The sequence below is a fragment of the Rhodoferax sp. GW821-FHT10B06 genome, assembly GCF_059415605.1.
Genome location: NZ_JBWKNO010000003.1, coordinates 130,553 through 142,924 on the forward strand (window position 1 = coordinate 130,553; position 12,372 = coordinate 142,924).

Sequence of the window (12,372 nt, forward strand, 5' to 3'; positions counted from 1 at the left end):
CCCCTCAGTTCCAGAACATGAGGAGTTGCGACGCTCTGGTCAGTCCTTTAGGAGCCTCTGCGCCGTTCCCATTGCTTCTTCTTGGGTGGCCGTAACCAGCAGTGGATAACCCCAGAACTTGCCGAACATGATGGCAAAGGCCTTACTCGCGAACCGCTTCCCCGCATTCGGTTCGATCAGAATCATCCCCTTGATGAATGCTCGAATTTCGGCTTTGTTCTTCTTCATCCAGAGCGAAGTTTTTTTGCGCTCTTCTTGAGTGTGTTCATGGTCGTTAAATCCCTCGTCACTTAGAAGGACGAAAGCTTGTTTGCGTGCGAGCAAGTTGGCAAACTCGTCAAAAGGTGCTTGAGCGGGGTCTTCGGCCAAGGCGATTTGTCGCATCCAAACAAGAGGAAAGGTAGAGCTGTCGATAAACATGAATTGAGACTCCTTGATTAAAGATGCCGTCAGAATAGCTGGCGCATGACTAGACGTCATTGCATAAAAACGTCACAATGTTATTCATTCCAGCCAATCAAAAATTCCAGTGCCAAACCGTCTCGAACGTACCGTGCCTATGCCAGAACCCGGCGATCTGACGACCACCATTGACGTCGATGCTGTCGCGCGTCCCGTGATGGCGTGGGGGACTGCGGGGGTCACCAAGGAGTGGGAGCATGCACAGCATCAACATCGCAAGGCGCAGTTGCTCTATACGGTGCGAGGCATCATCAATTGCAAAGTGGAGGATGGCGTCTGGATCGTTCCCCCCCAATGCGCCGTTTGGATTCCCGGCAACCTTCCCCATGCGGCGCGCGGGTCGGGCGAAACAGAATGCTATTGCCTATTCGTTGAGCCCAATGCCGTGCCAGACCTCCCCACGACCTGCTGCACGCTGGCCGTTTCGCCATTGCTGCGCGAACTTCTCCTTAAAGCCGCAGGCATTCCCAAGCTGTATGCGATCAAGGGACCCGAAGGCCGACTGATCGCTACGCTTCTGGACGAACTGGCTGTGGCGCCGGTCGAAGACTTGCATTTGCCTATGCCTCGCGATCCTCGGTTACGCCGCTTGGCAGACCTGTTGCTGACGGACCCAACGGACAAGACCTCGATTGGTGAGTGGGCTGTCCGTATCGGCATGAGCGAACGCAGCATGACCCGGCTATTGCTACAGGAGATCGGTATGAGCTTCGGGCGCTGGCGTCGGCAATTGCACGTCATCTTGTCGCTGCAACGGCTGTCTAAAGGCGAGAGCGTGCAGACCGTCGCGCTGGATCTGGGCTACGAAAACGCCAGCGGCTTTGTCACCATGTTCCGCAAGGCTGTTGGCAAGCCGCCAGCGCGCTACCTTGCTGAACGCATGGGGGCGTCCAGTGATATCCGAGAGCAACCGCCAGTTCCAGGTATCGTGCTGCAGGACACGATTTAGGACGCGCAATAGCTCCAGCGCTCAACGCTGAAATCGATAGGGATTCAGGGCAATAGTCCCGCGGGAACGGCGTTAAGTTTAAAAATGGACACCGCCTGCGCCAGGTTGTGCGCCTGGTCGCGCAGGCTCTCGGAGGCGGCTGCCGACTGCTCTACCAAGGCGGCGTTTTGTTGTGTCATTTGGTCCAGCTCATTGACCGCACTGTTGACCTGCCCTATTCCGTCGGACTGGTCGGCTGCTGCGGCGCTGATCTCTCCGATGATGTCCCTGACCCGCTGGACCGAGCCGACGATTTCATCCATGGTGCTGCCGGCGTTTTCCACCAGGCGGGAACCCGACTCCACGCGCTCGACCGAGGCACTGATCAACAACTTGATTTCCTTGGCGGCGCTTGCGCTGCGCTGCGCCAGGCTGCGCACTTCGCTGGCCACCACCGCAAAGCCCCGACCCTGGTCACCCGCTCTAGCGGCTTCGACCGCGGCATTGAGAGCCAGGATATTGGTCTGGAACGCAATGCCATCGATCACGCTGGTGATGTCGGCAATTTTTTTGGAGCTTTGGTTGATGTCATTCATGGTGGACACCACCTCGCCCACGACGTCGCCGCCCCGTGCTGCCACGGCCGCTGCCGATGCAGCCAGTTGGTTGGCCTGGCGGGCCGCATCGGCAGAGAGCCTCACCGTGCCGGTGAGTTGGGTCATGCTGGAGGCGGTGCGCTGCAAATTGCTGGCGGTTTGCTCGGTGCGCATACTCAGATCCTGATTGCCGCTGGCGATCTCGGTGCTAGCATTACTGATGCTTTCCACCGATGCGCGGACTTGGGACAAGGCCCGAAGGTAGCACTGGCGCAGGCCTTCTACCTCGGTGACCAGAGAGCCAATTTCGTCCTTGCGGTCGGTATGAAATGCCTGGGTCAGGTCGCCTTGGGCCACCAGCGTGACTGCCGTGGTGAGTTCCCCCAGGGGCACACTTACCGTGCGGCGAACCAGCACAAAGAGCCCAGCGCCCAGCAGCAAGGCGGTGCCCAGCAGCAAGGCCCAGATGATGCGCATATTGGACCAGTACTGCGCCATGGATTCACGTTCCGACACTTCGGCGACCAGCCAGCCATTGCCTGCCTTGGTTTTGCGCATGACCGCCCAGGTGTCTTGCGCGTCTTCGCCCAACAAGTTCGAGGCCTTGCGCACGTATCCATCAGGGTTGTTCTGCAGAGCTTCCAGGAAGGCTTGGGCTTGGGGGTAGACCTCCAGCACCTTTTTGCCCTTGGCCCTGGGGTGCCCGATAAAGCGGGCTTCGGTCAAAGGGCCAGTGGCGTCGATGAGGTATACGCCGCCCGTCTCAAAAAAACGGATTTCCTGAATTTGCTTCTCCAGCACCTGTTGCTGCAAGGAGATGTCGCTGGCAACAAAGAAAACCCCTACTACCGTGCCAGCCGCGTTCTTTGCCGGCTCGTAGTGCGTCATGTACGACTTGCCGTACAGCACAGCGGCACTGGTATAGGCCTTGCCCGACAGTACCTGCTGGTACGCTGGATGGGTGGGCTCCAGCACCACGCCCATGGCCCGCGTGCCATCGTCTTTTCTGAGCGAGGTGCTGATGGATACAAAGTCCGCACCCTTCTTGGCATATACGGTGGCAACCCCGGCAGTTTCCCTGGCGTATTTTTCCACTGAGCCAAAATCGTTGTTGATCACCACGCCCAGGCTTTTGAACTCGCCCGTCGCCTCGTCGACTTCGGGGTTGCTTTCAAAATCCCGCCGGAAACTGCGGTAAGACCGCAACACCTGCGCACGGTTGATCTGATCAGAAGCATCGGCCACGGCCACAATGCTTTGTGCACGCTCCGCAATGGAATTCACCATCAAGGCGTGGGTGCTTTGGTGTTCGATAAAGCCCAGCGCAGCACCAACAGCCACCAGCACTGCGGCCAGTCCAAAAAGGGACAAAAGTGCAAGCCTGCGTGCGACGGAATTTTTCCGCATGAATTTCATCTCGGTCACCTTGTTTTTTTATCCGTATCGCCGGTTGCGCAGATCGTGTTTTGCGACCCCCATCCGAAATTCTTTTTGCTGCGTCTTGTGCGACACCACCCCGAGGGTTTCGGCTTTCGCGGGCTAAACGACGGCGGGAGCCAGCATCCACTCGTGCGCTGGATCGTTCTTGAACACCCAAAAGCGGTTGGGTCCGGCCATGACATTGAGGTAATACAGGTCATAGCCATGGGGTGCCACCACCGGGTGGTAGCCTCGCGGCACCATCACCACGTCGTGATCTTCGACGGCACAGGCCTCGTCCAGGCTGCGGTCATCGGTGTAGACGCGCTGGAACGCGAAACCCTGGGGCGGATTGAGGCGGTGGTAGTAGGTTTCTTCCAGCAGTGTTTCCACCGGAGGCTGCTCCACGTCGTGTTTATGGGGCGGGTAGCTGCTGGAGTGGCTGGCCGGCGTCAGTACCTCCACCACCAGTAAGTGGGCCGCCGTAGGGTCGTCATGGGGCAGGATGTCGCACACATAGCGGGTGTTGGTGCCTTGGCCGCGCACGCTGCGGCGCATGGCCTTGGAATCCATCACCCGCACCTGGCGCCGGGCGCTGTCGGCTCCGCCCGGTGCGCTGCACAAGGCCACTTCCGCCCCCTGGTCGCACTGGGCCGCCACCACGATCTGCACCGTTTTGCCGGCAGGCACATACACCGCGGCGGGCGATACCTTCTCAAACACACTTTGGCGGGTGCCCAGACCCGCATGGGTCTGTCCGTCCACCATCACATCCACAGTGCCGGCCAGCACCACGATACACAGTTCACGGCTGCCGGTTTGCACGGATTCCACGTCGCCGGGGCCGAGGCGCAGGGCGCGAAAGCCGATATGGCTCCAACCCGCGCGCTCGGGCGTGACATTGACGATTTCGCGCCCGGCGGGCGCGGCTTTGGCGAGTAAGGGGCTGACCATGGTTTTTTCCTGAAAATGAGAATGGATAAGTGCCAAGCGCTCAGACACGCTGTGCCAGCTTTGCCGCGGCATAGCGGGAGCGTGCGTCGTTGACTTCTGTACGGCCGGATACCTCGGGAATCGCCACCTCCCACCAGCAGCCGCCTTCTTCGGTGATGCGGTGGTGCGTGGTGTCGATCACCACCACAAAGGTGTGCTCCGATGCGCGGGCTTTGACCATGGCGGTTTTGAGCTCATCCACATCCTTGGCGTGTATCGCCTCGGCGCCCATGCTGCGCGCGTGCATCGCAAAGTCGATGGTGCTTCTGTTGCCGCCCTCGGGCACGCAGTCGTCCAGCATGTTGTTGAAGCTTGCGCTGCCAGATTTGATCTGCAATCGCTCAATACAGCCATACCCGCGGTTGTCCAGCACCACCACGATGAGTTTTTGCCCCAGCAGCACCGAGGTGGCCAGCTCGGAGTTCATCATCATGTACGAGCCATCGCCCACCATGACAATCACTTCCTGATCGGGCCGGGCCATCTTTGCGCCCAGTGCACCGGCAATTTCATAGCCCATGCAGGAGTAGCCGTATTCGACGTGGTAGTTGCCCGGAAGCGTGGCCCGCCACAGCTTGTGCAACTCGGCGGGCAAGGTGCCTGCGGCGCAGACGACTACGTCGCGCTTGCCACTGTCTCCGCCTGCATCATTGAGCGAGTCGCGCACAGCGCCGATGACTTCGGCGTCGTAGGGCAATACGTTTTTTGGGGGGACGGCAGCGGTCAACTCGGTCACGCGCGACACCCAGGCCGAGGCCTGAAGCTTTACAGTTTTTGTCCAGGCAGGGTCTGCCCTCCAGTCGCCCATCGCCTCGGTCAACTGCTCCAGACCTGTTCGCGCATCGGCGACCAGTCCAAGCCCGCCCCACTTGCCCGCATCAAAAGGCTGAACGTTCAGACTCAGCAATTTGGCCTGGGCATACAAGGCATGCGATCCGGTGGTGAAATCCTGCAACCGTGTCCCCACGGCGAACACCAGATCCGCTTCGCGGGCCACCGCGTTCGCGGCGGGGCCACCATCCACGCCAATGCCACCTACATTCAAAGGGTGATCCCACCTCAGGCTGCTCTTTCCGCCATGGGACTCCGCCACAGGAATGCCATGCTTTTCCGCAAACGCGCGCAGGGCTTCCCATGCCTGGCTGTAGAGCACGCCGCCGCCGGCCACGATCAACGGCCTCCTGCATGTCTTGAGCAAAGCAGCGGCGCTGGCGACTTCTCGCGGGTCCGCAGGCGGCCGCCGGAAGTGCAACAGGCGCGGTTCCAAAAAGTCCAGCGGGCAATCAAAGGCGTGGGCCTGCACGTCTTGTGGCAAAGACAGGCACACCGGGCCGCAGGCCGCAGGATCGGTCATCACCTGAATGGCACGCGGCAGCGCAGTCAAGATTTGTTCTGCCCGGGTAATGCGGTCAAAGTACCGGGTCACCGGACGGAAGGTGTCGCTGGCGCTCATGTCGCCTTGCTGAAAATTCTCGATCTGCTGCAGGACCGGATCCGGCGTGCGGGTGGCGAAGGTGTCGCCTGGCAAGATCAGCACCGGCAAACGGTTGACATAGGCAACAGCGGCTGCGGTCACCACATTGGTGGCCCCTGGCCCAATGCTGGTGCTCACCGCCATGATGCGTTGGCGCAAGTTCGCTTTGGCATACGCCACTGCGGCCAGGGCCATACCCTGTTCGTTGTGGGCGCGAAAGGTCGGCAAGGAGTCGTGCTGTGCATACAACGCCTCCCCCAGGCCTGCAACATTGCCGTGACCGAAGATGGTGAAGACACCACCGCAATAAGGTTCTGTTCTGCCGTCCGCCGTTTCAATGCGAAGGCCAGCCAGGTGCTGCACGAGTGCCTGGGACGTGGTGAGACGTTTGGTTTTCATAATGGGATATCCAGAGACTCAGGCGGCCTTCTTCATGGAATTGCGGGTTGCAGCACTTTTGCGTCCACGCCAGGCTTGCACCAGGGTGGCATAGTTGGTGGCTACTTCGTCGATGAAGCCCTGGTCATTGAGCTCACTTTTGAGCCAGCGCTTGGAGGCGTCCGCCCACAAGGTGCGTCCCACCATAAACCCTTTCACCACAGGATTCGTGGCATCCGCAAAGCTGTCGGCAAGGTATTGCAAAGGCTTGTTCAATCCCAAAATCACCGCGCCGCGGCAATACGGGTCGCGCTCCTCCAGCATCTTTCGCAATGCAGCCCAGCCGGCTTCCTGCATGGGTGCGAGCTTCCACCATTCGGGCTTGATGCCCAGGTTGTAGAAGCGCTCGATTGCGCACAGCACGGCGGAATCTTCCTCTCCCGCCTTGACCATGTCCTTGGGCAAAATGATTTCCAGCAGCAATTCATTGCCGGACTCTCGTGTTGCCTCCCATAGTTCCTGCACCGCGGCTTCTTGCTCCAGCCGCAGCTCAGCGGCGTCGTCCGGGTGGTAATGCACCAGACACTTGGCAACGTGCTCTGTCGGCCAGTGGATCAAAGCGCTGCCAATGGATTTGGTTTCATCGAAGCGCAAGGGGCGCGAGCCTGGCAGCTCCACAGGGCGCCCCACCCACCAACCGCGACCGGTCGCCGTGGCCAAGGCATCCAATCCCAAGCTGCTGCCGTCAATCAAGACACCCATGTGCCCTTGCAGCTGGCATTCCTTCTCCACTTTTTCTGTTGCGAGAACCAATAGCTTTTTCAAATAAGGGATCAATGATTCGTTGGCACCGACTTCCTTGGCCATGTCCTTGAACTGGCTGCGATGGTCATAGGCCATGACGCACATCTCGTCCCATCGCGTGCGCTTCACGCTGACGCGGTGCAAATGCGCTAGTTGGGCGTCTGCATCCACCTTGGGGTTGCGGCTGCCGCTGAACCAATGCGCCAATTCGGCCTGCGTGGGCATGGCCGCTGAACAGGCATGGCGCGACACCACGATAGCGCCGCAGGCATTGGCCACCTGGGTAGATTGCGCCCAATCTTTGCCCTGCAGAAGACTGGCAAGAAGACCCGACAGGAATGCGTCGCCAGCACCCAATACATTGAGCACCTCTACGCGCTCGCCCTTGATAGTGGTCGCAGCATCGATGTGGAACGGAATGTCTCCGGCTATCACGCAGCAACCCAGTGCGCCCCGTTTGACCACCAAAGTTGCATTGCTCACTTTGCGTACCGCCCGCAGGCTGGCAACCAGGTCATCCGCCATACCGCCGGCAATGAAGAATTCCTCTTCGGTTCCCACCAACAAGTCAAACTCACCCAGCATCTCTTGCAACTGCTGGGTGACATGGGCATCAGCGACATAGCGGTTTTCACCAGCGCCGCGGGGTGTCAGGCCCCACAGGACCGGGCGGTAGTCAATATCCAGAACACGAACGACGCCGTGCTTCTTAGCATAGGCAAGCGCTGCAGCAGACGCCGCACGCGTGCCAGGGGTGGACAGATGGGTGCCGGTGATGGCCAAGGCTCTGCATTGGGCGATGAAGTCTTCGCTGATGGCGGCGGCATCAATGGCCATGTCAGCGCAGTTTTCACGCATGAAGAGCAAGGGGAAGGTGTCGCGGTCCTTGAGTCCCAGCAGGACCAGTGCCGTCAGCCGCTCATTGTCGATTTGCACTTGGCTAATGTCACAGCCTTCCTTTTCCAGCGTTTCGGTTAGGAAACGGCCCATCTGCTCATTGCCAACCCGTGAAATCATCGCGCTTTTGAGTCCCAGGCGTGCGACACCAAAGGCCTGGTTGGCCGAACTTCCGCCCAGGTACATGGCCATGGAGCGGGCATCTTCCAGCCGGCTTCCAAACTGCTGCGAGTAAAGGTCTACAGCCAAGCGTCCCAGGCAGGCCAAATCAATGGGACGTCCCTCAGGAAAGTTCAAAGTGCTCATGATCAAGATGTCTTTCATTTTTCCTTTTGGGCCTGCGGCTTTGCACTGCCGCAGTGCTTGTCGAGGTAGCGCTGGATCTCGCTGCGCATGAAGAGCGACGAGTCATCGGCGCGTTCGTCCCAGCCGAACACGCAACTGGACAGCACGCCGTCAAAACCGATCTCGGCCAAGGTGCTGAAAAACAGGTTCCAGTCGAGTTCGCCCTTGCCCATGTCCAGATGCTGGTGCACCCGCACCTTGGCGCCGGGCGGGTTCACCGTATAACGCATTGCCGACGAGGCCTTGTGGTTGAAGGTGTCGGCAACACGCACATGGGCCAGTATCGGGGCGGCAGCACGCAGCATGGCCGCCATATCGTCGCCGTAGTAGTAGGTGTGCGGCGCGATGTACGACAGCTTGATCTGCGGCGAATCGATGGAGCGCACGATATCCATGGCGGGAGCCATGGTTTCGATCCAGTCCTCCGGGTGTGGCTCTATCGACAGCACCACGCCTTCGCGCTCGAAGATCGGAATCAGTTCGTCCATGGAACGCCAGAATGCCGCCTCGCAAGCCTCGGGCGTATTGAAGTTCTGGTTGGCCGAGCGCTCGGGCGAAGCACCGCGGCCGAACTCGGAGATCATGGTGTCGCACTCCATTTCCACCGCCACCTCGATGGCCTTCTTCCAGTAGCGCATCGCTGCCAGGCGTTCGTCTTCCAGCGGGCTGGACCAGCGGTACATGGGCTGCAGGGTGGCCAGCTTGACGCCGTGGTCCTTCAGGGCTTTCTTGAAGTCCTGGATGCGCTCGGGGTAGACGCGCGGCTGGGCCCACCATTCGAGAAAGTCGGCGCGCGGCGAAAGTTCTATGTACTCGTAGCCCAGTTCTGCCGTCTTGCGGCAGATCTCGGGCAGCGAGAGGTGGCGGTGCATATAGGGATCGAGGGCAATTTTCATGGCGTGTCCTTGTGTGATTTATGTTTACTGGCTGATGGTTTGCTGCAAGGCGTTGATGGAGGTGAGAACCCCGGCTTCTATCGACATCGTCAGGTCTTCCATTTCCAGGGAGACATAACCGTCGTAGCCGCCCATGCGGCAGACCGAGAAGAACTCCTTCCACCACTGCAGGTCCTTGCCGCAGCCCACGGCCACGTAGTTCCAGCTGCGGCTCTCGGCGGCCGTGACGGGCTGGGTTTCCAGTAGACCGTTGACATCGCACAGCCCGCGCTCGATGCGCGCATCCTTGCCGTGGATGTGGAACAGCGCGCCCTTGAGGTTGCGCGCTGCGGCGATGGGGTCGGCGCCCATGGCGATCAGGTGCGAGGGGTCCAGGTTCATGCCGACGATGGGGCCGACCGCATTGCGCAGCCGCCACAGCGTGGCTGGGTTGTAGACCAGCATGCAGGGAAATTCTTCGATGGCGATCTGTTCGACGCCGTGGGCCCTGCAGTGTTCGGCGAACTTCTTCCACCAGGGGATGGCCACTTCGTTCCACTGGTATTCGAGCGCCGGCGCCATATAGTCTGGCCACGATACCGTGGAGGTGATCCAGTTCGGCGTCTTGTCGCCGGGAGCGCCTGCTGGGCAACCCGACATCATCACGATCTTCTTGACCCCGAGCTTGCCCGCCAGGACGATGGTGTCGTAGGTCGATTGGGTGTGCTTCTCGCCCATTTCGCCGGGGCTGAGCGGGTTGCCGGAGCAGTTGAGGGCGGCGATTTCCATACCGCGCTGTTCCAGCTCGGCCTGAAAGGCCTGCAGCTTGCTTTCACTGGCCAGCAGCTGGGCCGTGGGTACATGGGGGCAGGTGGCCCAGCCACCAGCGGTCATTTCGACGGCGTTCACGCCCAGGGATTGGACCTTGTCCAGCATGTCGGGGTAGGACAGATTGTTGTAGACGTCGGTGCAGATGGAGAGTTTCACGGTGGTTTCCTGAGAGATTACTTGGAATAAAAAGCGGGGCGTTCGGCCAAACGGATCGGCACGATGGCCTTGCTGTGGCGCGCTTCCACGCAGGCTTCGGCGGTGGCGGAGGCGAAGTAGCCATCCCAGGCCGTGGGGCCATTGACTTGGCCGCGCAGGGTGTCGTCAATCCATTCCTGTAATTCGACGTCATAGGCGTCGATGAAGCGCTGCTTCCAATCGGTCTGAATGGCGGTGGACGCACGTCCTTCCAGGCGTAGTGCCACGCTGGCGGGTTCGGGTAGATGGGCCGCGCCCACTTCGCCCACCACCTGGCATTGGATGTCGTAGCCGAAGCGGCAGCCGACAAAGATTTCGGTGTCGATGCGGATGCCCTTGCTGGTTTCCAGCAGCACCATGACCGGGTCGTGCAAACCGACATGGGCGTTGCGGCTCTTGCGGCCTTCGACTACCTGGGCGGTGACGTAGTCGTCGTCCAGCAGCCAGCGCAGCACATCGATCTCGTGCACAAAGGTGTCAGTGATGCACATATCACCCACGTACATCTCGGGCACGCTGGGGTTGCGGTGGGCGCAGTGCACCATCAGCGCATCGCCAATCGTGCCGGCATCCAATGTCTTCTTGAGGGCGCGGTAGCCCGCGTCGTAACGGCGCATAAAACCCACCTGCACCAGCTTCTTGCCGGCCTTGACTTCGGCCTCCACGATCCGCAGACCGCTTTCGGCCGAGGTGGTCATGGGCTTCTCGCAGAATACCGGCTTGCCGGCGGCGATACAGGCCAGCAGTTGGTCCGCATGGGCCGGACCCCAGGAGGCGATCAGCAGCGCATCCACATCGGCTGCATTGACCAGATCCTGGTAGTTTTCGTACACCTTGGCGCCCAGGCGGGAGGTATCGTTAAAGGCGTGCGTCGCAGCCAGGTTGATGTCATTGAGGGCAACAATGCGCGCACCGCTGAGTTTGCGGTGGATGCGCAGTGCGTGGTCTTGGCCAATTGCGCCGCAACCAATCACGCCAATTCGGAGTTCCATGGAGTTGTCTAAGTTGGGCTCACCCCCAGGCTACGCACTGCGTGTCTTCGCCCCCCCCCCTTGCAGGGGGCGAACCCAGTGGCCCGGCAAAGCCGATTCCACGGGTTCCTGGCATGAGATCCGTTGTGCGCTGCGTTGGGTGGTGAGTCGTTGGGATGAAAAACCCGGAGGTGTTGCCTTCGGGCCGGGAGTTATTTGCTGTAGTTGTTGACGTTGTCTTTGACGATGGACTCGAACGGGATCAGCTTTTCTTTGGGCAAAGGCTGGCCTTTTTCGATCATCTGCACGACTTCGAACGCACCCTGAGCCTGGCCTTTGGCGTTCTGGAAGATGGACTGGGCCATGTCACCGGCCTTGATGGCGGCCAGCGCGTCGGCGGTGCCGTCAATGCCGGAAATCAGCACGCCCTTGCGGCCAGCGGACTTGAGCGCCTGCAGCGCACCCAGGGCCATCTGGTCATTGGCCGCAATCAGCGCATCGAACTTGGGGAATTTCTGCACCCAGTCCTCGGTCACTTTCATGCCTTCGGCACGGTCGTAGTTGGCGGGCAGGTTCGCCAGCACCTTTACGTCGGTGCGGCTGGCCATGGCCTTGGTGAAACCTTCCAGGCGCTCCTTGGAGTGGTACAGGCCGGGTTGGCCCTGCAGGTAGACGATCTGGGCGTTCTTGGGCAACTGCTTGGCCATGAACTCGCCCTGCATGCGGCCGGCGTCCAGGTTCTTGGAGCCAACAAAGGTGAACTTGCCGCCCGCCGACTCGATGCCCAGCGCGATCACCGGGATGCCTGCCTTGTTGGCCTTCTCCACGCCGGGCACGATGCCCTGGTAGTCGACTGGAACGATCACGATGGCATTGACCTTCTGGGCAATGAAGTTGTCGATCTGATCCAGCTGCTTGCTGATGTCGCCGTTGGCGTCGGCAAACGACACGCTGACATTGGCGTTGGCCTTGGCCGCGTCGATGAAGGCTGTCTTGCGGCTCATGGTGAACACATCGGTATCGGCCAGATTGGCGTAGCCGACGACGAATTTCTTGGCCTGGGCGAAAGCCGCGCCAGGGGTAACGGCCATCATGACGGCACAGGCGGCAAAGGTGTAAATGAATTTTTTCATGGCTTGATTTCCTTGGGAATATTTATGGATGGTTTGGTGCAGATATGCACCGGGTCACGGCTGTCTCAAAA

The 12,372-nt window shown here is 60.1% G+C and carries 10 protein-coding genes; 1 reads left to right on the forward strand and 9 read right to left on the reverse strand.

The features are described 5' to 3' along the window. Positions 1-39: 39 nt before the first annotated feature. The gene (locus AC07O2_RS06045; RefSeq protein ID WP_495074844.1) at positions 40-420 is read right to left on the reverse strand and encodes a hypothetical protein; all 381 of its coding nucleotides are present in this window, start codon (positions 418-420) and stop codon (positions 40-42) included. Between the two features lie 139 nt (positions 421-559). On the opposite strand from AC07O2_RS06045, the gene AC07O2_RS06050 reads away from it, so the two are divergent. Beyond that, complete coding sequence (locus AC07O2_RS06050) at positions 560-1,411, forward strand: AraC family transcriptional regulator (protein WP_495074845.1); 852 nt, start codon at positions 560-562, stop codon at positions 1,409-1,411. A gap of 44 nt (positions 1,412-1,455) precedes the next feature. On the opposite strand, the gene AC07O2_RS06055 is transcribed toward AC07O2_RS06050, so the two are convergent. The 8 genes from AC07O2_RS06055 to AC07O2_RS06090 all read right to left on the reverse strand — a co-directional run bounded on the left by AC07O2_RS06055 (position 1,456) and on the right by AC07O2_RS06090 (position 12,301). Continuing rightward, complete coding sequence (locus AC07O2_RS06055) at positions 1,456-3,357, reverse strand: methyl-accepting chemotaxis protein (protein ID WP_495074846.1); 1,902 nt, start codon at positions 3,355-3,357, stop codon at positions 1,456-1,458. A 168-nt stretch (positions 3,358-3,525) separates the two neighbouring features. After that, positions 3,526-4,359, reverse strand: a complete 834-nt coding sequence (gene iolB / locus AC07O2_RS06060) for a 5-deoxy-glucuronate isomerase (RefSeq protein ID WP_495074847.1) — start codon at positions 4,357-4,359, stop codon at positions 3,526-3,528. 40 nt (positions 4,360-4,399) lie between these two features. After that, entirely contained in the window at positions 4,400-6,271 is a 1,872-nt protein-coding gene (iolD, locus tag AC07O2_RS06065; RefSeq protein ID WP_495074848.1) for a 3D-(3,5/4)-trihydroxycyclohexane-1,2-dione acylhydrolase (decyclizing), read from the reverse strand. A gap of 18 nt (positions 6,272-6,289) precedes the next feature. Further along, positions 6,290-8,257: a bifunctional 5-dehydro-2-deoxygluconokinase/5-dehydro-2-deoxyphosphogluconate aldolase gene (locus tag AC07O2_RS06070; protein WP_495074849.1), complete on the reverse strand. Its 1,968-nt coding sequence runs from the start codon at positions 8,255-8,257 to the stop codon at positions 6,290-6,292. A gap of 14 nt (positions 8,258-8,271) precedes the next feature. Continuing rightward, positions 8,272-9,192: a sugar phosphate isomerase/epimerase family protein gene (locus AC07O2_RS06075; RefSeq protein WP_495074850.1), complete on the reverse strand. Its 921-nt coding sequence runs from the start codon at positions 9,190-9,192 to the stop codon at positions 8,272-8,274. A 24-nt stretch (positions 9,193-9,216) separates the two neighbouring features. Then, positions 9,217-10,158, reverse strand: a complete 942-nt coding sequence (locus tag AC07O2_RS06080) for a sugar phosphate isomerase/epimerase family protein (RefSeq protein WP_495074851.1) — start codon at positions 10,156-10,158, stop codon at positions 9,217-9,219. Positions 10,159-10,175: 17 nt separating this feature from the next. Next, positions 10,176-11,189: a Gfo/Idh/MocA family protein gene (locus AC07O2_RS06085; protein ID WP_495074852.1), complete on the reverse strand. Its 1,014-nt coding sequence runs from the start codon at positions 11,187-11,189 to the stop codon at positions 10,176-10,178. Between the two features lie 191 nt (positions 11,190-11,380). After that, positions 11,381-12,301 carry a sugar ABC transporter substrate-binding protein gene (locus AC07O2_RS06090; protein WP_495074853.1) on the reverse strand — a complete coding sequence of 307 codons (921 nt, stop codon included), beginning with the start codon at positions 12,299-12,301 and terminating at the stop codon, positions 11,381-11,383. Between the last annotated feature and the right edge of the window lie 71 nt (positions 12,302-12,372).